This is a genomic window from Paraburkholderia sp. GAS32 (assembly GCF_050434225.1).
GTDB classification, from domain to species: domain Bacteria; phylum Pseudomonadota; class Gammaproteobacteria; order Burkholderiales; family Burkholderiaceae; genus Paraburkholderia; species Paraburkholderia madseniana.
The window spans coordinates 1-23205 of sequence record NZ_JBNPVS010000055.1 but is presented as its reverse complement, the minus strand read 5'-3'; the positions used below and the strand labels follow the sequence as shown (position 1 = coordinate 23205).

The 23205-nt window shown below is 60.4% G+C and carries 23 protein-coding genes and 3 pseudogenes; 8 read left to right on the top strand and 18 right to left on the bottom strand.

Annotated features, from left to right (window positions below; translation table 11 throughout):
• Positions 1 to 35 precede the first annotated feature (35 nt).
• From P3T25_RS40820 to P3T25_RS40795, 6 genes are all read right to left on the bottom strand, one after another.
• Positions 36 to 392, bottom strand: a complete 357-nt coding sequence (locus P3T25_RS40820; RefSeq protein WP_154566724.1) for a Rieske (2Fe-2S) protein — start codon at positions 390 to 392, stop codon at positions 36 to 38.
• Positions 393 to 463: 71 nt separating this feature from the next.
• The gene (locus P3T25_RS40815) at positions 464 to 1024 is read right to left on the bottom strand and encodes an RBBP9/YdeN family alpha/beta hydrolase (protein WP_266238675.1); all 561 of its coding nucleotides are present in this window, start codon (positions 1022 to 1024) and stop codon (positions 464 to 466) included.
• A 19-nt stretch (positions 1025 to 1043) separates the two neighbouring features.
• A complete protein-coding gene (locus P3T25_RS40810; protein WP_154566722.1) occupies positions 1044 to 1892 on the bottom strand; it encodes a TauD/TfdA dioxygenase family protein in 849 nt (282 codons plus the stop codon).
• A 10-nt stretch (positions 1893 to 1902) separates the two neighbouring features.
• Positions 1903 to 2883 carry a quinone oxidoreductase family protein gene (locus P3T25_RS40805; RefSeq protein ID WP_266238674.1) on the bottom strand — a complete coding sequence of 327 codons (981 nt, stop codon included), beginning with the start codon at positions 2881 to 2883 and terminating at the stop codon, positions 1903 to 1905.
• A gap of 113 nt (positions 2884 to 2996) precedes the next feature.
• A complete protein-coding gene (locus P3T25_RS40800; protein ID WP_171926705.1) occupies positions 2997 to 4316 on the bottom strand; it encodes an MFS transporter in 1320 nt (439 codons plus the stop codon).
• 153 nt (positions 4317 to 4469) lie between these two features.
• Complete coding sequence (locus tag P3T25_RS40795) at positions 4470 to 5525, bottom strand: 3-keto-5-aminohexanoate cleavage protein (RefSeq protein WP_266238673.1); 1056 nt, start codon at positions 5523 to 5525, stop codon at positions 4470 to 4472.
• A gap of 247 nt (positions 5526 to 5772) precedes the next feature.
• Here P3T25_RS40795 and P3T25_RS40790 point away from each other — a divergent pair, with 247 nt between their 5' ends.
• A complete protein-coding gene (locus P3T25_RS40790) occupies positions 5773 to 6774 on the top strand; it encodes an AraC family transcriptional regulator (protein WP_154567147.1) in 1002 nt (333 codons plus the stop codon).
• Between the two features lie 244 nt (positions 6775 to 7018).
• Here the strand turns inward: P3T25_RS40790 and P3T25_RS40785 are convergent.
• Positions 7019 to 7312: pseudogene (locus P3T25_RS40785) on the bottom strand (GntR family transcriptional regulator); the annotation flags it as partial.
• 507 nt (positions 7313 to 7819) lie between these two features.
• On the opposite strand from P3T25_RS40785, the gene P3T25_RS40780 reads away from it, so the two are divergent.
• Together P3T25_RS40780 and P3T25_RS40775 are read left to right on the top strand one after the other, a co-directional pair.
• Positions 7820 to 8857, top strand: coding sequence for an HAF repeat-containing protein (locus P3T25_RS40780; protein ID WP_166618366.1), 1038 nt, complete (start codon positions 7820 to 7822; stop codon positions 8855 to 8857).
• Positions 8858 to 9152: 295 nt separating this feature from the next.
• Positions 9153 to 9358 (top strand): annotated as a pseudogene (locus P3T25_RS40775) (transcriptional regulator); the annotation flags it as partial.
• Here P3T25_RS40775 and P3T25_RS40770 read toward each other — a convergent pair.
• A complete protein-coding gene (locus P3T25_RS40770; RefSeq protein WP_429362902.1) occupies positions 9335 to 10750 on the bottom strand; it encodes a cation:dicarboxylate symporter family transporter in 1416 nt (471 codons plus the stop codon). The pseudogene P3T25_RS40775 and the gene P3T25_RS40770 overlap by 24 nt on opposite strands.
• A 26-nt stretch (positions 10751 to 10776) precedes the next feature.
• Positions 10777 to 12147, bottom strand: coding sequence for a class-II fumarase/aspartase family protein (locus P3T25_RS40765; RefSeq protein ID WP_266238672.1), 1371 nt, complete (start codon positions 12145 to 12147; stop codon positions 10777 to 10779).
• Positions 12148 to 12307: 160 nt separating this feature from the next.
• On the opposite strand from P3T25_RS40765, the gene P3T25_RS40760 reads away from it, so the two are divergent.
• Complete coding sequence (locus tag P3T25_RS40760) at positions 12308 to 13039, top strand: GntR family transcriptional regulator (protein WP_266238671.1); 732 nt, start codon at positions 12308 to 12310, stop codon at positions 13037 to 13039.
• On the opposite strand, the gene P3T25_RS40755 is transcribed toward P3T25_RS40760, so the two are convergent.
• A complete protein-coding gene (locus P3T25_RS40755; RefSeq protein WP_266238670.1) occupies positions 13036 to 13866 on the bottom strand; it encodes an SDR family oxidoreductase in 831 nt (276 codons plus the stop codon). The two genes, P3T25_RS40760 and P3T25_RS40755, sit on opposite strands and share 4 nt — an antisense overlap.
• A 115-nt stretch (positions 13867 to 13981) precedes the next feature.
• Between P3T25_RS40755 and P3T25_RS40750 the strand changes: the two genes are divergently transcribed.
• The gene (locus P3T25_RS40750; protein ID WP_266238669.1) at positions 13982 to 14875 is read left to right on the top strand and encodes a LysR family transcriptional regulator; all 894 of its coding nucleotides are present in this window, start codon (positions 13982 to 13984) and stop codon (positions 14873 to 14875) included.
• A 13-nt stretch (positions 14876 to 14888) separates the two neighbouring features.
• Here the strand turns inward: P3T25_RS40750 and P3T25_RS40745 are convergent, their stop codons facing one another.
• Positions 14889 to 15119, bottom strand: a complete 231-nt coding sequence (locus tag P3T25_RS40745) for an alpha/beta fold hydrolase (RefSeq protein WP_266259464.1) — start codon at positions 15117 to 15119, stop codon at positions 14889 to 14891.
• A gap of 8 nt (positions 15120 to 15127) precedes the next feature.
• Complete coding sequence (locus P3T25_RS40740; protein ID WP_266238667.1) at positions 15128 to 15493, bottom strand: nuclear transport factor 2 family protein; 366 nt, start codon at positions 15491 to 15493, stop codon at positions 15128 to 15130.
• A 111-nt stretch (positions 15494 to 15604) separates the two neighbouring features.
• On the opposite strand from P3T25_RS40740, the gene P3T25_RS40735 reads away from it, so the two are divergent.
• Entirely contained in the window at positions 15605 to 16516 is a 912-nt protein-coding gene (locus P3T25_RS40735; protein ID WP_266238666.1) for an AraC family transcriptional regulator, read from the top strand.
• A 208-nt stretch (positions 16517 to 16724) separates the two neighbouring features.
• Here P3T25_RS40735 and P3T25_RS40730 read toward each other — a convergent pair whose 3' ends face one another.
• On the bottom strand, positions 16725 to 17381 hold the full coding sequence (locus P3T25_RS40730) for a glutathione S-transferase family protein (protein ID WP_429362925.1): 657 nt from the start codon (positions 17379 to 17381) through the stop codon (positions 16725 to 16727).
• Between the two features lie 335 nt (positions 17382 to 17716).
• Between P3T25_RS40730 and P3T25_RS40725 the strand changes: the two genes are divergently transcribed.
• The gene (locus P3T25_RS40725) at positions 17717 to 18355 is read left to right on the top strand and encodes a dihydrofolate reductase family protein (RefSeq protein WP_154567156.1); all 639 of its coding nucleotides are present in this window, start codon (positions 17717 to 17719) and stop codon (positions 18353 to 18355) included.
• A 117-nt stretch (positions 18356 to 18472) separates the two neighbouring features.
• On the opposite strand, the pseudogene P3T25_RS40720 reads toward P3T25_RS40725, so the two are convergent.
• The 4 genes and pseudogenes from P3T25_RS40720 to P3T25_RS40705 form a co-directional block, all read right to left on the bottom strand.
• Positions 18473 to 18688: pseudogene (locus tag P3T25_RS40720) on the bottom strand (winged helix-turn-helix transcriptional regulator); the annotation flags it as partial.
• Between the two features lie 210 nt (positions 18689 to 18898).
• Positions 18899 to 19267 carry a VOC family protein gene (locus P3T25_RS40715; RefSeq protein ID WP_154567158.1) on the bottom strand — a complete coding sequence of 123 codons (369 nt, stop codon included), beginning with the start codon at positions 19265 to 19267 and terminating at the stop codon, positions 18899 to 18901.
• Between the two features lie 125 nt (positions 19268 to 19392).
• A complete protein-coding gene (locus P3T25_RS40710; RefSeq protein ID WP_429362896.1) occupies positions 19393 to 20142 on the bottom strand; it encodes an SDR family NAD(P)-dependent oxidoreductase in 750 nt (249 codons plus the stop codon).
• A 112-nt stretch (positions 20143 to 20254) separates the two neighbouring features.
• Entirely contained in the window at positions 20255 to 21148 is an 894-nt protein-coding gene (locus P3T25_RS40705) for a LysR family transcriptional regulator (protein ID WP_429362894.1), read from the bottom strand.
• A gap of 184 nt (positions 21149 to 21332) precedes the next feature.
• Between P3T25_RS40705 and P3T25_RS40700 the strand changes: the two genes are divergently transcribed.
• Positions 21333 to 21863: a GFA family protein gene (locus P3T25_RS40700; protein WP_266238663.1), complete on the top strand. Its 531-nt coding sequence runs from the start codon at positions 21333 to 21335 to the stop codon at positions 21861 to 21863.
• Between the two features lie 24 nt (positions 21864 to 21887).
• On the opposite strand, the gene prpF is transcribed toward P3T25_RS40700, so the two are convergent.
• Positions 21888 to 23072, bottom strand: coding sequence for a 2-methylaconitate cis-trans isomerase PrpF (gene prpF / locus P3T25_RS40695; protein ID WP_266238662.1), 1185 nt, complete (start codon positions 23070 to 23072; stop codon positions 21888 to 21890).
• Positions 23073 to 23205: the final 133 nt, after the last annotated feature.

The following is a 23205-nucleotide window of genomic DNA, read 5'->3' as shown; positions in this document are numbered from 1 at the left end:
CCCCTGAATGGCTGTATGTTCCCGCGCGGCCCGGATCACGGTGCCGAATTGCACACCGGTGCCTGCACGGAACTGGTGACCGGATCCTCAAGACTCACGACCAGCTTCCCGTCGACGACCCGAACCGGGAAAGTCGTCAGGCTCAACCCGCCTGCGCCCGGCATGCAGCCGGTTCGCAGGTCGAAACGCAGACCGTGCGCCGGGCAGCGCAGCACGCACCCTTCAAGCTGACCGCTTGCGACCGAGGCCCCGTTGTGGGGACACGCGTTGTCGATTGCGTGGATCGTGCCATCAATGTTGAACAGAACAATGCTGCGGCCATCGACGAAAGCCAGCTTGCGCTGACCTGGCGCGAGTTCATCGACCACCCCAACCGGTATCTGACGTGACATTGCCTGCTCCTTTATCTTCGGACTGCCAACAGCATAGCTCTGACAATCACCTCGGCGAGAGTGGCTTCTGATCATTCAAGTTCATGGATCAGCGCCTCCGCCATCGGCCATTCACCAAACCCTGCCGCTGGATTCAGGTGACCGACTTCGCCGAGGTCGACGAACCGACTGCCCCAGTCTTTCGCCATCGCCGCGGTACGCTCGAACTGCGCGAGCGGATCGTTGCGGCTCGCACCGACAATGCTCGGAAACGGGAGCGGCTCTCGTGGAATCGGTTGCCAACCATTCTGAGCGAGCGCATCGAAGGCCGGATAGCCTGGCGGCAGCGGCGTCTCGAGGTCGGCCGGAGCGGCGAGCAGTGCACCGTGAATCTTGCGGCTGTGCTGCTGGGCCCAATGCACCGTGATCATCACGCCCGCGCTATGCGCGACCAGGATCACCGGGCCATCGATTTTCTCGAGGGCGGCATCGAGCGCCGCGACGCGTGCCGCGCAACTGAGTTTGTCGTGCTCGAGCGGCGGCACCGAGACCGTCTTGGGCAACTTTTGCTCCAGCAGCGTTTGCCAATGCTCTGCGACGTGGTCGCGCAAGCCCGGCACCATCAGGATGGTTGGTGTCATATCGAGAGTCATGAAACGGTTTCCATCCTGATCAGTACGGCTTGTCACCAATAATTCCGGCGCGCTCCATCTTGCGGTGACACGGCGGGTAGTCCATCACTGCATAGTGCTGCGTGCTGCGGTTGTCCCAGATCGCGATGCTGTTGGGTTTCCAACGCCAGCGGACCTGGTACTCCGGAATGTAGGCCTGACTGATGAGATAGCGCAGCAGGTCACCCGCACCCGGATTGGCGTCCTGCCCGAAGCGCACGCGCGCCGGCGTGTGGTAATTGGTGAAATGGGTGGTAAAGGCGCTCACGAACAACACCTTCTCACCGGTCTCCGGGTGCGTACGCACGACCGGATGCTCCGCGTCCGGGAATTGCGCCTTAAGAGCGAGCCGTTTTTCGATCGGCATCGCAGCACCGAAGCTCGCCTCGATGCTGTGGCGGGCGCGCAGGTCTGCGATCTGGGTCTTGATGTGGTCTGGCAGGTTCGCGTAGGCGAGGACCATGTTTGCCCACATCGTGTCGCCGCCGACCGGCGGGCACTCCACGCAGCGCAGGACAGCGCCGAACTGCGGCGCCTCGCGCCAGGTGGCATCCGCGTGCCACGCGTTTTCATACCGGTCGTTGGGCTGATCCGGGTTCTTGTAGATGCGCACGAGGCCCGGATGTTCGGGATCGCTGCCGGCGACGGGATGGTCTTCGAGCGCGCCGAAACGGCGAGCGAATGCGACGTGCTCGGCGCGCGAGATATTCTGATCGCGCAGGAACAGCACCCTGTGCTCAAGCAGCGCCGCCCGGATTCCGGCAAACAGGCTGTCATCGTGGATGGCATCGGCGAGATTCACGCCGACCAGTTCGGCACCGATGGCACACGTCAATTGTTCGACTCGCATGGCCCACTCCTCAGATGACGAAGACCGATGAGCCGGTCGTCTTGCGCGTTTCGAGGTCGCGGTGGGCCTGCGCCGCGTCCTCGAGCGCGTAACGCTGGTTGAGTTCGATCTTGATGCGGCCCGCGGCGACATGCCCGAAGAGTTCGCCGGCGAGTTCGTCCTTCTCGGCGGGGTCGGCGATATAGTCCGCCAGCGCGGGGCGCGTCAGGTAGAGCGAGCCCTTCATGGCCAGAATCTGTGGATTGAACGGCGGGATCGGCCCGGACGCCGTGCCGACGCAGACCATCAGCCCACGGCGCCTGAGCGAATCGAGCGACGCCTCGAAGGTATCCTTGCCGACGCTGTCGAACACGACGTCCACGCCCACGCCGTTGGTCAGTTCGCGCACGCGCTTCGCGACGTCCTCCCGGCTGTAGTAGACGATGTGATCGCAGCCATGTGCACGGGCCACCTCGCCCTTGACCTCGTTCGATACCGTGCCGATCACGGTGAGACCCAGCAGCTTCGCCCATTGCGACACAATCAGGCCGACACCGCCGGCCGCGGCATGCAGCAGGATGGTGTCGCCCGCCCTGAAGTCATGAATGCGGCGCATCAGGTACGACGAGGTCAGGCCTCGCATCGTCATGCCGGCAGCCGTTTCGCAGGAGATCGCATCCGGCAGCTTGATGAGCGGCGCCGCCGGGACCAGGCGTTCAGTGCTGTAGGCGCCGAGTGTGTTGAGAAAGCCCGTGTAGGTCACGCGATCGCCGACTGCGACGTTGGTCACGTCGGAACCGATTGCCTCGACCACACCTGCAGCCTCGACACCCATGCCCGCAGGCAGCGGCACGGGGTACAGGCCAGTGCGGAAGTAGGTGTCGGCGAAATTCAGGCCCACTGCCTCATGGCGCAAGCGAACCTGTCCGGGGCCGGGGTCGCCCACTTCAACGTTTTCGTAGCGCAAAACTTCGGGACCGCCGGTTTCATGGAAACGCACTGCCTTCGCCATGTCAAATCTCCTATTCATTACTCGAACTGCAAATTTATTTGGCCTGTGAAGGGGTGGCCCGTTCTGCTCTCAGGCGCACTTGCCAGGTCTAAAGCTCGCGGGTGACCGTCGGGTCAGCCCCCGGCCTGTTCACGAAGGGCACTCAAACGATCGAGGTCGACGCCATAGTTCCGCTTGCCGATGAAGAAGGCGATTGCCGCGGCGAGAGGTGCAAACGGTACGAGTTGCAACGCGCCGAGCAGCCCGATCCGGTCGGCCACGATGCCCGTCAGGACGGCAGCGGGTGCCAGCCCCAGCAGATTGTTCGCCAGCGTCAGGGTGGCAAACGCCGACGCATGGATCGACGGCGGCGTGAGGTTCGCCACCATCGCACCCGAGGGGCCGGTCGCGCCTGCGCTGAAGAACATGCCGGCGCCAATCACGACGAGCTGTGCCGGACCCGCCGGCATCCGGAAACCGATCGTAAGCAACACGAAGCAGATCAGGCAGAAGGCGACGGCGGTGCTCCACTTCCTTTCCCGCTCATGCTTGCTGAGCCGGTCGGTCAGCACTCCGCACACCACCATGCCGAACGCGGTCGCCAACACGAACACTGCCGCGCTCATTGCCGCTTTGCCTGTGGACATGCCGTAGTAGCGGTTCAGGAAGCTGGGCATCCATGCCCATACGGCTGCTGGGACCAGCAGATGGATACCGCTGCCGACGTAGGCGCACACGACTGACTTCGTCGAAAAGAGCCCTTTCATCAGCGTGCGAAAGCTCATGCGCACACCGTGGCCCTGCGCTTGCCTGCTCACACTTGCAGGCTGAAGCCGCGCCAGCTGTTTTTCGGTGACGGCAAACCGGTAGAGAATCAGCAGCACGATCCCCAAGGCCGCCATTGCGCCGAACGCCGCGCGCCAGCCCAGGTGAGCCGCGACCGTACCCCCGAGCGCCATGCCCAGCACTGAACCGAACGCCCCTCCCGCCATGAACGCGGCGGTGAGCGTGGAGCGCAGCCGCGCCGGAAAGATGCTGAGCACAACCGCGATGCCGACACTGCCATAGGCGGCTTCACCAATACCGACGAAGGCGCGCGCGAGCAGCATTTCGTTATAGTTCGTCGAGAGCGCACACCCGAGCGTCGCGAGACTCCACATCGCCGCCATCAGGACAATGCTCTTCACGCGACCCCAGCGGTCGGCGAGCACCGACAGCGGAAAGGTGAGCACGCCGACCATCAGCGCGACCACACTGCTCAGCGAACCCAGCCGGGTGTCGGAAAGGTTCCATGCGGCCTTGAGCATCGGGAACACCGCATTCAACACCTGCCGCGACATGTAGTCGGAGAGCAGCAACCCCACCGTCAGGGCAAATACCACCCACGCATACGCGCGCACGTCTTTTTGCGTCGTCGAAACATCGGCCGTCGTGGGCTCAGCATGCGTGAACATGAGTCGTCTCCTTCGTGTCCAGCTCGTTGGCGGCCGCCTTTGCCTTGCAGGGCAAAGCGGCCTTTATGGATAGCGTGCAACCCTCTCCTGCATACCGGAGAGCCCTACCTTTGAAACCCGACCTCCGCGAAGCGTCAGCCGCGCTCCAATCCCTTAGGCCGCGCGCAGCGGCAGGTTCTTAACGCCTGCCTTCCGGTTCGGTGCCATGCCGTTGGCCGCGAGTGTCTCGTCGACCGTCTCGTACTGCACGCCGATCTTGTAGATCTCGCGCGCTTCCTTGCCGCTTGCGATCTCGCGGCCCAGTTCGCGGGCCACGCGCACGCACTGCTCGATCTGCTGCACCGAGGTCATGCGGTTGCCGTGCTGGTCGATGATCGTGTCTTCGATGCCGCAGCGCGGGTGCAGGCCCATGGCCATCGCCATCATGTTGAACGGCAGGACGTTCTTCAGCAACGACTCGGCCGTGACCGTGCCACCGTCCGGCGCACGGTGGACGAAGTTGAAGAAGTTGTGCGGGTTCGGACCGTCAAAGCCGCCGCCGATGCCGATCCACGTCAGGTTCAGCGGCCCCTTGTAGACGCCCTTGCGCACCAGGCGGTCGAGCGTTTCGAGCGCATGGATACCGGTGAGCTGGAAGTGCGGCTGGATGCCCGATGCCTGCAGGCGTCGCAGGTGTTCCTCAACCCAGCCCGGACCCGCGGGCACCGTCATTTCACTGTAGGCAGCCATGAGCGCGGGATTGGCCAGCGACGTGCCTTCCAGGTATTCCGGATAGAGCAACTCCATGATGTTCATCTGCGTGGTGTTGATCGCGACCGTCACCTGATCGGGCTTCGGGTCGAGATCGGCCAGCATGTGACGCGTGTCGTCGGACAGCCACTTCGCGGCCTGGCCGTCGTCTTCCGGTGCAAACGAGATCGAGCCGCCCACCTGGATGATCATGTCCGGCACGGCCGCGCGCACACCCGCGATGAGTTCGTTGAATTTCGACAGGCGCTTGGAGCCCTTGCCATCCAGTTCACGCACGTGCAGGTGCAGGACGGTCGCGCCGGCGTTGTAGCAATCGACGGCCTTCTGGATCTGCTCCTCCATCGTCACCGGAATGTCTTCCGGGAAGTCCTCGGGCATCCATTCCGGGCCATACGGAGCGGTCGTGATGACAACCTTGTCCTGGTTCTCGGGGTGCAGCGAATCGTCGAGGAATTGCATCGTGTTCTCCAATAGGGGGACGGTATTCCGACGCTCGCGACACGGCTGGCCGCATCAAAACTGGTCGGAACATGATGAACCGTTGAGATCGCACGATACGGCAATCCTGCATTACACTTTTGTGATTGGGCGCCATCCTTTTAGGATTTCATGCCACTGCGCGTTAACACCAGTATGTGCGCGCGGGAGGCATTTGCATTACCGGACGGTAAGGCGCTGCCCGTAAGATGCGTGCGGAGGCATAACGATGGAATCGATGCTGAGCTCGGTAGCCATGAACGGCTACTTCGATGTGACGCGGCGGGTCGGACTGAACCCGGTCGAGCTTGCGCAGCAGGTCGGGATCGATACCTCGGCGCTTGCGAATCCGGACGATCGCATTCAGGCAGCCGCCGCGTGCCGGCTGCTGGAACTTACGGCCGAAAAAGCGTCATGCCCAACTTTCGCGCTGCAAATGGCCGAGACCCGGCAGAAGTTCGGTACCGGTGTGGTCAATGTCCTGCTCGCGCACAAACGCACGCTGCGCGAGGTGTTGCTGGCCACTGCCGAATACCGGCATCTGCTAAACGAAGCCCTGGCGGTGTACGTCGAGGACGCGGGCGAAACGGTCACAATCCGGGAAGAACTGGTCGTCGAACCGGGCACCCCAACGAATCAGGCGATCGAACTCGCGGTCGGTGTCCTCTGGCGCCACTCCAGCGCCCTGCTTGGTGATCACTGGAAACCACGCTCCGTCCATTTTGTGCATCAGGGACCGAAAGACCTGACGTTTCATCGACGGTTCTTCGGCTGTCCGTTGGAGTTCGGCAGCGATTTCAACGGCTTCGTGTGCGCAGCCGCCGATCTCGACTACCCGAATCCCGCCGCTGACCCGGAACTGGTGCGATATGCCGAGAGCCTCGCGGATTCACTCAACGTGACGGGTGTCGATTCGACCGCGCTGGAAGTGCGCAAGGCGATCTACTTGTTGCTGCCCCTCGAGCAGGCCACCGTCGAGCGGGTTGCCCGCCATTTATGTCTGAGCGTTCGCACCATGCAGCGCCAACTTGAACTGGCGCATACCAGCTTCTCGCGTCTGGTCGAGGAAGTCAGGGGCGAACTTGCCGTGCGCTATATGAGCAACCCACGCTATCCCATCGGGCGGGTCTCCGCACTGCTAGGCTATTCACAGCAGGGTTCCTTCACGAACTGGTTTAACGCACGCTTTGGCGTGACGCCGCGTGACTGGCGCAACAGCCATTTGAAATGATCGCGCTGCGCCTTGGGCTTTCGAAGGTTTCGGTCGCAAGCCAGCCGTCAAATCACCGAAAGCTCGCCACCACAAATCGCCTGGACACCGGCGCAGACATTCGCCGCTCAATAGTCGACTCGTCCGGCGCAGATAGTGCGACGAGGCCTGTCGACCCAGACAGTCGTGTTCATCACCCACGAGCGTCTGGTGCGCGAGCCAAGACGGATAAACCTTCACTGGTCGCGAACGGCTAATAACTCGTCTCGAGTCCATGCAGCAGTTCGAACGTTGCGTTGAGATCGGCGAGATCGATCGGCGCGATCCGATAGCCAATGTACTGGCGATGCGTGACCAATCCTTCGGAGACGAGCACCTTCAGCGCCTCCCGCAAAGGCGTTTTCGATACGTCGAAGGTGATGCACAGTTCCTTTTCGTCGATCCTGGCACCCGACGGCAACTCGCCTTCATCGATCATCACGCGCAGGCGCGCGCCGATCTCGGCAGCCATGCCGCGAGTGCGCACAAACATTGCAACCCGCGCCAATCGAGGACTCATCTGCGACGTCGTCGGAACCGGAATTGGGAGATGGGTCCAGCGAGTCGACCGCTCAAACCCGAGCGATCGTTTAACCCGCTATCGAGCAAAGGCAAGTCATCGCAATTTTGCATTGTCATTAATTTGACTCGCTCTTTAATAAGTTGAAAAAAGGCACTCCATAGACTAGAGTGGTCCGTAACTTCTATCTGCATACCTATTCTAATCTCCAACACGGGAAGCGGATAACAGGCTATCTCGTCATTGATCACGGCGACCCATGGTGGATCAGCTCTAACGTCTTGGTTGTGCCGATCAGCAATCCGAACTAACCATGGCCGCTTTCCGATGCAAGCCAGCGCAATTTATCCTGATACAGATGCGCGAACGGCATATATAGCAGATTTTTATTTGCAAAAGACTCGACTTTATTTCGATCTGCGCCTATATCGAGACGCAAGGTGTGCCCCGTTGTGCCGCATATGAATCTATCGCGATCCAGGTTTTATTCCAGGAAAGGGGATCACTATGCAATCCGCATGCAAGGTGATTGGCAATGTGCGCTATGTTCGCCGCGCCCTGATTGTTTTCACTCTGATCGCGGTCGCTGCATTCCAGCCTGCCGCAGGCCAAAGTTTCATCATCAGGGATCTCGGCGCGCTCCCCGGTGGCTTTAACTACAGCAACGCTCTCGGGATCAACGAGCGCGGCCAGGTGGTCGGCTATTCGATCACCGCGGGCGGGAACACGCACGCTTGTCTGTTTGAAAAAGGGGGGGTGACAGACCTGGGCACGTTCCCCGGTGGCAGCGATAGCACAGCTTTCGCGGTCAACAATCGAGGCCAGGTGGTCGGTTCCTCCAGCACCGCACGCGGGAACTCGCACGCCTTTCTGTTCGAACACGGGGTGATGACCGACCTGGGTACGCTCCCCGGCGGCGACGTCAGCGGAGCTGCCGGGATCAACGAGCGCGGCCAGGCGGTTGGTTTAGCGTCCAACCTACGCGGGTACGTTCACGCTGCTCTGTTTGAAAACGGCGTGGTGACCGACTTGGGCACGCTCCCCGGTGGCAGCGATAGCGGAGCTTTGGGGATCAACAATCGCGGCCAGGTGGTCGGCTATTCGTCCATCGCAGGTGGGTACGCGCACGCCTTTCTGTATGAACACGGAGTGATGACTGACCTGGGCACGCTCCAGGGTAGTAACGGCAGCAGCCATGCTCAGGCGATCAACAATCGCGGCCAGGTGATCGGCATATCGTCTACCGCAAGCGGGGACGTGCACGGCTTTCTGTTTGAAAACGGGGTGATGACTGACCTGGGCACGCTCCCCGGTCGCAACGACAGTAACGCTTTTGGGATCAACAATCGCGGCCAGGTGGTCGGCGAATCGGATGCCGGAACCAACCCGTACTTGCCGCACGCGTTTCTGTTTGAACACGGGGCGATGACCGACCTGGGCACGCTCCCCGGGGACAACTTCAGCGAAGGTGTCGGGATCACCGAGAGCGGCCAGATCGCGGGTAACTCCACGTCGCACGCTATCCTTTGGACACGAGAAAAATGACTGCCGGTCTCTAGTGGTTCACAAATCATGTTGAAATTGCGGGACGAGCATAGCGCGTGGTCTCGCAGCGCTTGCGCCCTGACGTGCTGTGTGTGGAGCGGTCAGTGGCCGCCACTTACTTTTCGCATCCAGGCGGCATGCTTTGGCTGACGACGCGGCAGTTGCCGTGGAAGTGCGACGGTCCGTTTTCCGGGCGAAGCTGCCGTTCGAATGTCCGCGCGGAAGTTGGTGCCAGCGATCGTAGTTGGCCGGACAGCGACCGATACCATCCGGCCTGACCGTAGCCCAAACCTCGGACTGGCTGGCGAGGGCACAGATTTCCGCACTCCGGCCGGCTGCACCCTCACCTTCGATCACTTCTATCTGACGTTGCAGGCTGCCAACGACGGCATAGGCATCGCGATGGGACCGACTGCGCTTGTATCAGACGACCTTGCTGCTGGCCGACTCGGGGCGCCGGAGGCCAGGCGGCACAGATCATCGCGCAGTGCCTGCACTTTTCATAGGAATGCCGCTCGGGTGCGGATTCGCGTCACTCGTGTCCTCGGGGAGCAAGTTACCGTCAGCAAGACTTTCGTCGGCATGCGCGGTGGCCGGGTAACGCTCCGGATAGAAATGACGCTCGGCAACCTGCGCATCGAACGTATGCGACCACTTTGCAATCACGACCGTAGCAAGGCTGTTACCGATCGTGTTGCAGGTGGCAATCGCCATTGACATGAAACGGTAGACACCGAAAATCACCGCGACCCCTTCGACAGGCAGAATGCCGGTCGACGCCACCGTCGCAGCAAACACCACAAACGATCCGCCCGACACCGTGGCGGCACCCTTGGAGGTCAACAGCATCAACAGAAGTAGACCCACCTGATGCTGCAGCGTAATTGGCACGCCATACGCGTGAGCAATGAACAGCACGCCCATCGACATGAACAGGGACGTCCCGTCAAGGTTGAATGCATAACCCGTCGGCAGCACGAGCCCGACAGTCTGCTTCGCGCAGCCAAGCCGCTCGAGTTTGATCAGAAGACGCGGCAGCGCGCTCTCGGACGACGCAGTGCCCAGCACGATGAAGATCTCGTCCTTGATATAGCGCAGGAAGCGCCACAGACTAAAACCTGCCAGCTTCGCGATGATTCCCATGACCACGGCGATGAACAGGATCACGACCGCATAGAAACTGAAAACGAGCTGGGCAAGCGCAATCAGCACAGCAGTGCCGTTGCTACCCACCGAATAAGCGACGGCGCCGAAGGTGCCGAGCGGCGCCAGCTTCATCACCAGGTTGATGAACGAGAACAGGACTTCGGAAACAAGATCGAGTCCCTCGTTGATCCTGACTCGGCGGCGTTCGGGAATCGCGAGTATCCCGATACCGACCATCACGGCCAGCACCACCACCTGCAGCAATTCTCCCTTCACGAAGGCGCCGATAAAGTTGTCCGGCACGATGTGCATGACAAACGCGACGAAGCCTTGTGACTCCATCTTTGCAACCACCGGCGGTGCCGCTCCGACGGCGACGGCCGTCATGCCTTTTCCGGTTTGCAGCAGGTTGCCCGCCAGCAGGCCGACTATCAAGGCAATGGTCGACACCACTTCGAAATAGACGATCGAGCGCCATCCCACGCGGCCCGCGCTCTTGACGTCACCAGCCGACGCGATGCCGCGCACGATGGTGAGAAACACCAGCGGCGCAACACCGGCCTTGATAAGCGACAGGAAGATGTCGCCCAGTACCTTAAGCTGCCCACCCACCTTCGGGAAAATCAGACCGACGGCAATCCCGAGAATCAGCCCGACCAGAACCTGCATGCCCAGCTTGCGGTACCACGGAAGTCTTCTGAGTGGCGGAACGTCCGGCGTTTCGTTTGATGCGATATCGTTGTTCATGATGTGTGCTCCTCCACGCCTTTCACTCAGATGCCGCTGGACAATTCGACGGCGCGATCAACCATGTGCGGCGCGAGGCCGAGATAGTTGGCTGGATCGGTCATGCGATCGATCGCCCGGCGGTCGAAATGCGTGGTGACTTCGGGCAGGGCCGCTAGCGCTTCGGCGAGCGTGCCGCCTTTCTCGTTCACGGTACGGCAAGCGTCGTAGACGATATCGTGAGCCTGTTGGCGGCCGGTGAACGGCGCCATTCCCATCATGACCGCCTCCGCGACGATCAATCCTCTGGTGATGCCAAGGTTGTGTTTCATGCGCTCGGTGTCGACGATCAATCCCCCGAGCGCGAACTTCGCCTGATGCAGCGCACCAGCCGAAAGGATGAAGCTCTCGGGAATCGCAATCCATTCCGCGTGCCACGGGCCCGTGGCGCGCTCGAAATCCTGGATCATCGCGTCGACCATAAGACCCGCGTGCTGACGCACCGCTTTCGCCGCGGCAAGCATTAGTTCGCTGGAAATCGGATTGCGCTTTTGCGGCATGGTGCTGCTCGCTCCGCGCCCCTTGACGAATGGCTCGTACACTTCAGCGAACTCCGTCGACGCCATGATCATGATGTCGAGCGCGATCTTGCCGAGTGAGCCGGTTACGAGTGCGAGCAGGTTGACCGCTTCGGCGAAACCATCGCGCGCCACGTGCCACGTGGTTGCGGGTACGCCGAGCTTCAGTTCATCGGCGAGCGCCTTCTGAACCTCGAAACCCTTGTCGCTGAGCGAGGCCAGCGTGCCCGCGGCCCCTGCGAATTCGACGACAGCCACCCTCGGACGCAGCTCGGCGAGGCGTTGCTGATGCCGGTCGAACATCGCCAGCCAGATCGCGACCTTGTAGCCAAACGTGACGGGCAACGCCTGCTGCAAGTGTGTGCGGCCAGCCATCGGCGTATCGCGGTGTTTCTTTGCAAGATCGACCAGAATCGCGCGCAGTTCGCGTATGTCGCTGTCGATCACATCGAGCGCATCGCGCACCTGCAGCGAGACCGCCGTATCCATGATGTCCTGTGTCGTCGCGCCCCAATGGACGTAGCGGCCCGCTTCGCCGCACATGCCCACGAGCTGGTGAACGAGCGGCAGAATCGGATAACCCACGATGTCTGTCTCCTCGCGCATGTGATCGAAATCGATCCGGTCGATCGTCGATTGACGGGCGATCACTTCCGCCGCGTCGGCCGGAATCACGCCGACGCGCGCTTCAGCCTTGGCCAACGCCACTTCCACGTCGATATAGCGCTGCACGAGCGCGTAATCGGAGAACAGCGCACGCATCTTCGCCGTGCCGAAGGCGTCACGAAACAGAATTGAATCGACCACGGTGCTGGCCATAGGGATAGTGCGACTCGTCATGACGACCTCTTGGAAGTGCAGGAAACCGGTTTAAAAGGGCCGGGGCAATCGCAAAAATCACCGATATGTCCGGACATAAACAAATTAATATGTCCGGACATGTTGAACAAGCTATGATTTACCCTGGCCTCTGATAAATCGACTGCATCGCCACCGAAAAATGAACAGACCGCACTTCGCCGATATCGCCCGCGACCTGACTCAGGGCATTGCGTCCGGCCGCTATCCGGTGGGCTCGTATCTGCCCACCGAACTTGAACTGCGCGACCACTATCAGACGAGCCGGCATACGGTTCGCGCAGCACTGCATGAATTGCAGCAGTTGGGGTTCGTGTCGCGGCGCAAGAACGCGGGAACGCGCGTCGAATCGGCGCAGCCGAAAAACGAGTTTCGGCCGTCGCTCGCATCGGTGGACGATCTCGTGCAGTTCGGCTCAGAGCACTTGCGTCTCGTGCAATCGACGGAGGAGATCAGCGCAAGCGGCAAGCTCGCCAGGACGCTGAAATGTGCCGACGGTGCGCGATGGCTGCGCGTGTCGAGCCTGCGCATCGACGGCGACATAGAGAGTCCGCCAGTCGGTTGGACCGACGTATATATCGACCCGGCTTATACGGAAGTCGCAGAGGCTGCACGAGCTCAACCGGATACGCTGATCAGTTCGTTAATCGAAGCGCGCTATGGTCGCTGCATCGCGGAGATCCAGCAGGACGTGCACGCCGCTCTGATTTCGCAGGAGATGGCGGAAAGACTGAAAGTCAAGAAGGGGACTGCGGCGCTTGAGATTGTGCGGCGCTATCTCGACTCCGCGGGGGAAACCTTCGAGGTGTCGATTAGCGTCCATCCGGCCGAACGCTTCTCGGTTTCGATGCGACTGAAGCGCTCCGACGCTTAGCTTATCGCGTCGACTGAAAACGCTATGTCCTTCTGTGCTTCGAGCACCCTCAGACGCTCAGCCAACGCAGCCCTGATCGAGTCGTAGGCACCGCCGCCAAGCGTCAGGCGTAACGGCGGATGTGCCAGGTCCGCCGCGACGATCATTGCGGTGACCGTCTTGCCGGCATCGCCCCGAATTGCAAAGCTGTTGGACGCGATTGCCCGCCTGACGTCGCCCGCCGGAGTATCGTCGTACTCGGGCATCGGCACCGCGTGATCGAGACCGGCACCGAACTGCGTGCTCGTCGGCCCCGGCTCCACGATCACGAAGTCGATGCCGAATGGCCCCACCTCCTTCGCTACTGACTCGACGAAACCTTCGATGCCCCATTTCGTAGCGTGATAGAGGCTGAAATTCGGATAAGCGATCTGTCCACCTTCGGACGAGACCTGAACGATCCGGCCGCCGCCCTGGCGGCGCAGGTGAGGCAGCGCCGCGCGGATGACCTGAATCGATCCTGTGAGATTGGTGGCAATCTGCCGCTCAATCTGTTCATCGGTCACTTCCTCGGCCGCGCCGAATAGCCCGTAGCCCGCGTTGTTCACGACCACATCGATGCGGCCCATCGCTTCGAATGCGGCGGAGATATTCGTGTGCACCTCGCGGATGTCGGTGACATCGAGTGTCAGCACATGCAACCGGTCGTCGTACTGTTGTTTCAGCTCATCGAGCGCCCCTTCGTGCCGCAGCGTCGCGACGACCCGATCGCCGCGTTGCAGCAGGCGCTCCGCGAGTAGCCGGCCGAGGCCTGACGACGTGCCGGTGATAAACCAGGTCTTCATCATGATGTGTCTCTTCACAGGGTGGATGGAATGGCATTGCCTGATCACCAGTCTAGGTACCCGTCATTGGTCAGAGAAGTCTCTATAGTACGTATGACCCCGTGAAAATTCGCCACCAATGACCAAGCCGACACTTGCCGATCTCACCGCGTTTTCCGCTGTCGCAACGCATCGGAGTTTCCGCCGTGCCGCCGATGCACTCGGCGTTTCGCGCTCCTCGCTAAGTCACGCCATGCTCGCCTTGGAGCGCGAATTGGGCGTACGCCTGCTCAACCGCACGACGCGCAGCGTGTCGCCGACAGAAGCCGGCGAAGCATTGCTCGCTCGGCTTGCACCCGTGCTCCGCGATCTCGACGAAGCACTGGATGCCGTCGCCGATGCGCGCGGCAATCCGAGCGGCACGCTCAGGATCAATGCCAATGAGAGTGCGGCGCGACTGTTATTGAAAACGGTGGTGCCGCGTTTCCTGAAGCGCTTTCCCGGCATGGCGCTCGATCTGGTTGCAGAGGGACGGCTCGTCGATATCGTCGAGCAAGGTTTCGATGCCGGAGTACGGCTTGGCGAGTCGATTCCGCGCGACATGGTGGCGGTGCGCATCAGCGGTGATCTTCGCTTCGTAGTCGTTGCAGCGCCTTCGTATCTCGCAGGTCGAACACCACTCATCACGCCCGACGACCTTGGTAGCCACGACTGCATTCGCCAACGTCTGCCGAGCGGCAAACGCTACCGCTGGGAGTTCCGCAAGCACGGGCAGGAGGTGGCAATCGATGTTCCCGGCGTGCTCACGCTGGATCACAACGGTCTGATGGTCGAGGCCGCGTCCGATGGTTTGGGCCTCGCGTATGTACCGGAGTCCACGGCCCGCGACTGGCTGGACGACGGCCGGTTGGTTACCGTGCTGGAAGATTGGTGCCCGTTCATCCCGGGGCTCTGCCTGTACTATCCCGGGCATCGCCACGTGCCTGCTGGTCTGCGGGCGTTCATAGACGTGCTAAGAGAGGTCAATCACTAGCGCGTGTGAATGTTCATCCGAAGAATTTATTGAGATGCCGCACGGTTTCTTCCGGTTGCTCATCTGGAATCCAGTGCCCGGTATTGGGTAGCTTTAACACTGTCGCGTCAGGGGCAGCCGTGCCAAGGAAAGCGGCGAGGAAGTCGTAGCTGATACCGTTGACTTCGGCGTAAGCGTTCGTGAAACCTGGCAGCGTCGCGACAAGGTCGGCGTCGTCGATCGGACCGAGTGATGAAGGAGGCATGTGATTTCCTAGAACATTGTGTTGGCGTTCCTGGAAGAGGTGGGTACCGGCTGCAATACGTCCCAATGCTCCAATATCTTGCCATCGGCATCGAAGCGGAAAATGTCGACACCCGCAGTTTCCTGACCGGCCCATTCCAGGTAGCGCACGTGCACAAAAGCAAGATCGCCATCTATCGCAATGCGTTTAACCTCGCATGGAATGCGCCCGGCCTGCTTGATGTAGCCCAAGATGCCATCGAGCCCATCTGGAAAAAGCGGATTGTGTTGAATATATGGCCCGCTCACGAAATCCGGATACAGGTTCGCCTGGCCCTTGTTGAAGATCTTCTCGTAGATAGTGTCAAGCACTTGTAGGACGTGATCCCTGTTCATGATTTCGCCTCCGTGTTTCGTAGCCCTCATTGGAAGCGTTCTTTGGAAGATGATCCATACCTATATGGTGCTAAAACATAGCAATTCGTCTCATTCTGCTAGGATACGGACATGAATGCGTTGAACGGTTGGTTGAAAGCAGTCCGTGCCGACGGCTTGGTGCTGGTGCGCACACGCGTGGCAGGCCCATGGGGGTTCGAGGTGCAACCTCGCAACGCCGTGGTGTTCCACTTCGTGGCGGAAGGGCGTGCTTTCGTGCGCCAACCCGAGACGAAAACGATGGAATTGCAGGCTGGTGAACTAGTCTTGTTCCCGCGTGGCAGTGCGCATGAAGTGGCGCATTCTGGGCGAGGCAAAGCCATGCCGCTGGAAACGTTCCTGGCTATGCGTGATGGTGTCGTCGACCGCGACCCAAAGGCCACCACGCTGATTTGCGGCCAGTTCGACATAGATCAGCACTTGGCGCTTCCCGCGTTGCGGGCGCTACCACAAGCCGTGTCGCTCCGCGCTGGAATGGAACCTGGATGTTCACCGCTATGCGACACGTTGCGGATGCTTCGTAACGAAGTGGAGACGCCGAACTTCGGGAATCAGATCGTGGTTCGTAACCTGCTCTCGTCCTTGTTCGTCTACTTCATGCGCGATTGGGCCGACGCTGCATCTCCGGCAACAAACGATTGGTTTTCGGCGCTGCGTTCGCCGCACATCACACGGGTTCTCGCGCGCATACACGAAGCACCCGAACGTGCGTGGACACTGGAGGATCTCGCCAAAGAAGCTGGTTTGTCGCGCGCTGCGTTCGCCCGCAACTTCAGCAATTCAGTAGGTGAACCACCGCACAGCTATCTAACGCGCTGGCGCATGGGGATTGCCGCTCAACTGCTCGAGCAGACCGATCTGCGACTTCGCGATATCGCCGCGCGCGTTGGATACGAGTCAGAATTTTCCTTCAGCCGCGCCTTCAAATCGACTCGTGGCGTCGCGCCGATTCAGTATCGGCGCGCGAGACTCGATTGTCGCTGAGGGAAGTCCTTGCAAACAGAATCGGCCGATTCCGGTCCGACGCCGAACCCGCATATTCGCGGCGAGGAGGTCGACTACATGATCATCATTCAACTTCGCAGGGATCGATGTGCGGTGGAAATGCGTGTCCACGACACAATTCAAGCGAAGTATCAGCGCGGGCCGTGGCGAAGCCCGATGATGGCGTTGAGCCTGGAGCTGACCTTCATCAGGCGATCGGTGACTGGCTAGCGACGAAAACCGCCAATTGAGCTGCGAAAGCACGTTTGTAGGCGGGCCGCGCTTCGCCGCGGGCGACATAGGCGGAGAGGTTCGGATATTCGTCCAGCAGCCCCGATGCTTTCAACCTCAGTAGCACCGACACCATAATCAGGTCGCCCGCGCTGAACGCACCATCGAGCCAGTCGGCGTTGCCAAGGCGATCGGACAGCTCGCCGAGCCGGTCACGGATGCGATCCTCGACGATAAGCAGGCGCTCGTCGTACCAGGTCTTGTCCCGCTCCATGAATTTGGTGGTCTGGAGATCGAGGATCGGCGGCTCAACCGAGTTGAGCGCGGCAAACATCCATGCGATCGCGCGTGCCCGGGCATTCGCATCGTCAGGTAGCAGGCCTGCGTGGCGCTCTGCGATATAGAACACGATCGCCCCCGACTCGAACAGGACAAGCGTGCCTTCTTCATAGGTCGGAATCTGCCCAAAAGGATGAAGCGCTCGATGCACGGGTTCCTTCATTGCACCGAACGAAACAAGACGAACCTCGTAAGCTTGGCCGACTTCTTCAAGCGCCCAGCGAACACGCATGTCACGCGCCAGTCCTTTGCCGCGATCGGGCGACCGTTCAAAGACGGTGATAACGGGGGTCAGTGGAGGGGGCACGGTGATTTCTCCTTTGCTGGATGTCTCGTTGAGTGCCGGATACGCAACTCCAGCGCTCACCTACTCGACGTTCGAGATCGGGCTAAATCGACATCGCTGAACTAATTTTATTAGACGCCCCAATTGCCGACCTTCGTGGCCGGAGGGTCAGGGTCGCCTTGTGCCTGATACATGCCGACCTGCGGGACTGCCTCATCCATTCAGCATCGGACCGTGGCCGGCCACCAGGCGACATTCAATCAATCGCTCCAAAGCGGACATAGGGATGATTTGCAGACCATTCTCCGATATGCTGCTTTATGCATTTCAGCGAGAGGAGAATCATGAGTAAAGTATTCGTCAACATTGGACTTAGCCTCGATGGCTACATGGCACCGGAAGGAATGACCATGGAGAATTGGGACACGCCTGAGTACAAGAACTGGGGCGCCAAGTGGGGTGCGCTGATGGCCTGGATCTTCAATCAACAGTACTTCCGCCAGAACCTCAAGCTCGGACCAGGGGGAGAGACCGGCCCGGTCAATGACCTGCTTCGCAGCACCACGGAGCGCATCGGCGCCAACATTATGGGCAAGCGAATGTTCGAGCAAGGCGAGCGCGCATGGCCGGAGGAGGCTCCGTTTCACACACCGGTATACGTTCTTACGCACGAGAAACGCGAACCCTGGGTGCGCCCGGGTGGGACGATCTTCCACTTCATCAATGACGGGCCGGAGCGTGCCCTTGAGCTGGCTCGGGAATCCGCAGGCAGTCGTGATATTCGTATCGCGGGTGGAGCCGATGTGATCCAGCAATACCTGACCATGGGTGTCGTTGACGAGCTGGAAATCGCCTTGTCACCCGTGTTGTTCGGCGGTGGGCGGCGTCTCTTCGAGAACCTGGGCGAGCCAGGGCCGCAGTTTCGCATTGACAGGGTTCTTGATGGTCCAGCCGCCACACACTTGCGCTATGTGCGTCAGTGAGGGCTGCCTGACAATCGGTTGCGCGGACGGTCCGATTTTCCTCAAACGCGCCAGACCTCGTAGGGCACCGGCTTTCCACGTCTGGAAAGCCGGCGGGTCCAGCCCGCAGTGCCGCATTCCCCACAAACGAAGGGTCAGCATCATTCCGACAAGCTCACGCGCCTTGTCAGTGATGCAGTAGGCGTGCCGCCTGGGTCGCTCCTGATAGACCCGACGATCGATGAGCCCGTTGTCCTCCATTGTTTTGAGGCGCTGGGTAAGCAGGTTGGGCGACATTCCGGTCTGTGCCTGAATGCCGTCGAAGCGGTCATTCCCCATTCTCAACTCGCGCAGGATCAGGAATTCGCTGTCTTGCCTTAGCTGCGATCAAGACTGCTCAGAGCACCAAAGAATCCTCGCAGGATCGATGTTCGTTGGCGGTTCTTGTCGGGACCTTTGGCCGCGACGAAACGCAATATCAGCGAAGGTAATTCCAGTATCGCGGTCTATCTCATCTGCTGCTTGTAGATTGCCGCGATGACGGGATCATAGATCTCTTACCTTTTATTTGTAGAGCCAAGGCTTATAGGCAATCTCGATGTTGTATCCGTCCGGATCGCCGATGTTCGCCGCGAAGTAGTCGGCACGCCATTCGGGCCGAAGGCTCGGTTCCTTCTTTGAAGTAGCTCCCGCGTCTATCGCCGCCTTGTAGCTGGCCCTGACAGCGTCCGCGCTCCTGGCGGTGAATGCGACGTAAAGGTCTTTGGCGACTTCGCCATTCTTCAGCCAGAAACCCGGATTGCTATTGATCGCGAAACCGTGCAGTTGATCGAATTTGTAGGGCATGTCGATGCCAAGCGGCTCAAGCAGCTTCTTGTAAAATTCGCTCGACCGTTCCAGGTCAGAGACGGGGAGATAAATATGGTCAATCATGGCTTTCCTCTTCTAGTGAAGACAATGTATGCGGACACGATCGTTCTCCTACTTTGTTAATCGATTACCGAAATTCCAATGAAGACCCTTGGGCCGTAGCCCGCGTTATTAACCAAGAAGGCGTTTTACTTGTTGCCGCCGTTCGCGAAGATGATTTCTCCCGTGAGCCAGCCCGCATCATCCGAGGCAAGAAATACGGCCACACGTGCGATGTCCTCGGGTTGGCCGACGCGGCCCAGCGGAGTACTGGCGATTATCTGCTTCTTAAACTCCGCTCCCATGACGCCTGCCGCTTGCGCACCCTCCGTTTCGGTTCCACCGGGACTGAGAGCGTTAACGCGGATTTTCTTGGGGCCGAACTCTTTTGAGAGCACGCGCGTCAAGCCATCGACAGCGCTCTTTGACGCCACGTAGATCGAAAGGGTCGGGTCGGCAGCGACACTCTCCGTCGATCCGATGTTGATAATGCTGCCGCCTTCCGCACCGAAGGCCGGCAAAGCGGCTTCGATCATGAGGAACGTGCCAAGCACATTCGTGTTGAACTGACGGTGAAACTCCTGCTCGCTGAACTGCTCGAAGGGTGCAAACGAGAAGACGCCCGCGTTGTTCACGAGCACATCCAGACGGCCGAAGGTATTTTTCGCCTCCGCGACGAGGCGTTGCGCGTCGGACCTCTGCGCCACGTCGCCTTGCACGGCGATAGCTCGCCCGCCTTTGCCGGTGATCTCACGCACCACCCGTTCCGCGCCCGCTTGATCGCGCACGTAATTCACGATCACCACCGCGCCTTCCGCGCCGAAGGCTTTTGCAATGTCCGCTCCGATTCCTTTTGAAGCGCCTGTCACTATCGCAACCTTATTGTCGAGCCGTTTCATGATGCATCACCTCGTTTGAACACCTCGTTTGTCGGTGATGCAAATCTATCAATTCCACCAGGCGCGGACTAGACGTTAATTTTGGATAGCATCGATCCCATTGAGGAATGGATCAGTCGTCCATTTCGGCGAGCAGCTCAGCCAGAAAGTCAACAAACACGGCGACTTTGCTGGGCAGACTGCGGGACGCGGGTCGCACGGCACTGATCGGAATTCTGGCCGGCTCACAATCGCGCAGGATTCGCCGCACGGTTCCGGCGCGTATGTCGGCCGCAAAAAGCCAGTATGGCGCCTGGGTGATACCGAGGCCGGCAAGGACCGCGGCGCGTTGCTCTTCGCCATCATTGGTGCGAAACGATGCCGCCGCCTGATGGGATACCACCCCAGCGCGGCTGGCGAAGGTCCAGGGTCGCGGTCCATCCCGTGAGACAAAAAACACGCCGTCGTGGCGGTCGAGATCGCTCGGTCGCTTCGGCACTCCTCTGCGTTCCAGATAGTCCGCAGACGCTACGGCGACGAGGGCGAACTCGCCGATCTTGCGTGCGATAAGGCTCGAGTCCGCAAGGGCGCCATTGCGAATGGCGAGGTCGACGCCCTCGTCAACGAGATTGATCGTCCGCTCGGAGACGAGCGACTCGACAACGACCTTGGGATAGCGAACGCGGAACGCAGGGAGTTGCGGCACGACATAGAGTCGAGAGAAGGCGGGCGCGGCGCTGACACGCACCACGCCGGACGGCGAGACCTGTCCCGAACCGATGCGGGATTCCGCTGCCTCGAGATCGCTGATGAGTCGTACGGCAGATTCGTAGAAGTCGCGCCCGGCCTCGGTCAGGCTCAGGCTGCGGGAGGTGCGCATAAGAAGCTGCGCACCGAGATGTTCTTCGAGCGCGGCAACCTGTTTGCTGATCGCCGGCTGCCCTGTCCCAAGCTCACGCGCAACCGCTGAAAAGCTCCCGCTTTCTACGACGCGCACGAATATCTTGATGCCTTCGAGCCGATCCATCCGATCCTCCTACGGGGAATGGGCTATCTTACTAAGGAATAGATCATGCATGATCATGGGCAAATCTATTCCGGAATTGAGGGGGCCTCTCCGGGCCGTTTTGCGGCTCTTGTGACGAAGCATGAGGTAGTGACCTTGGGAAAGCTCGGCGTGTGAGATAGTCAAACCTCACTGAGTGGAGCCTATGGCCACAAAAAATCCATCACACCTGGCGCATTGCCAATGTGGCGCGGTCGAGATCAGCGCCTGGGGTCAGCCCATTATGGTCAATGCGTGCTACTGCGACGACTGCCAGACGGCAGCCCAACGTCTCGCCGCATCCGCCAATTCAGGGCGAGCGTCCAGCGTCGACGGCGGCACGGAGTTCATGGTGTTCCGCCGCGATCGCATTGCCTGCACGCGGGGCGCAGACCGACTCCAGGCGATGAGGCTGACCGCCCCCTCGAAGACCAGACGGATGATCGCGAGTTGCTGCGCAACACCGATGTACATGGCCTTTGACGACAAGCGGCCCTGGGTGTCAGCGTTCCGCACCCCTTTCGGAGCGGATGCGCCGCCGGTGGAAATGCGGATCTGCACCCGATTCAAACGCTCGGAAGTGGAGGCCGAAGACGGCTTGCCCAGCCATCCCGGATACCCTCCCGCAATGATGGTCCGGATCCTGGCCGTCTGGCCGTTCATGCTGTTCAGCAGGCCGGTCGGCGCTTTGCCGTAGCGCGATTGTTCGATGCCATTGGACTCATTCCCCCGGCACCCTCACCCACCCCTCCATCAACACTCGCGCACTACGACTCATAATTGCTTTGGTGACCGTCCACTCCCCGCCTTCCTCCCGAGCCTCGGCCCCCACTCGCAGCGTCCCCGACGGATGTCCGAACCGCACCGCATCCCGCGCGCCACCTCCCGCGGCAAGATTCACCAGCGTCCCTGAAATCGCCGCCGCCGTACCAATCGCAACTGCTGCCGTCCCCATCATCGCGTGATGCAGCTTACCCATCGACATCGCCCGCACCAGCAGATCGACGTCACTCGCGGCAACGCGCTTGCCGCTAGAAGCCACGTAGTCGGCAGGCTTGGCGACAAACGCAACCTTCGGCGTATGCTGCCGCGTCGCGATCTCATCGATGTTCTTGATCAGGCCCATACGCACCGCACCATGCGCGCGAATGGTCTCGAACATCGCGAGCGCCTTCTCGTCGCTATTGATAGCGTCCTGTAGTTCGGTGCCCTTATAACCGATCGCTTCCGCATCCACGAATATGGTCGGGATACCGGCATTGATCATCGTCGCCTTCAGCGTGCCGACACCCGGCACCTCGAGGTCATCGACCAGATTCCCCGTCGGGAACATCGCGCCGCCCGCGCCCTTCTCTTCGGCAGCCGGGTCCATGAACTCAAGCTGAACTTCAGCCGCCGGAAACGTCACGCCATCGAGTTCAAAGTCGCCGGTTTCCTGCACAGCGCCATCGGTAATAGGCACATGCCCGATGATCGTCTTGCCGATATTCGCCTGCCAGATGCGCACAACAGCCACACCGTTCTGCGGAATCCGGCTCGCATCGACGAGACCCGCGCTAATCGCAAACGGCCCCACCGCGGCAGAGAGATTCCCGCAATTGCCGCTCCAATCGACGAAAGCCTTGTCGATGGAAACCTGCCCGAACAGATAGTCCACGTCATGATCCGGCTTGCTGCTCTTCGCGATAATGACCGTCTTGCTCGTGCTGGAAGTCGCGCCGCCCATACCGTCGATCTGCTTGCCATACGGGTCCGGGCTGCCGATCACACGCATCAGCAGCGCATCGCGCGCCGCGCCTGGCACCTGGGCGGCCTCCGGCAAATCCTGCAGCCGAAAGAACACACCCTTGCTAGTGCCGCCGCGCATGTACGTCGCCGGAATCTTGATCTGAGGTTTGTGAGCCATGAAAGTAGTGTCCTGATGAGAGAGGCTCAAAAGCCTTAAGAGGCCAGTTCAAAAAGGCTGCTCCGTACGCCTGAAGATGTTCCAGCAGACGAGGGCGCAGCCGAATTTCAAGAATGCTTCGTGAATTTCAGCT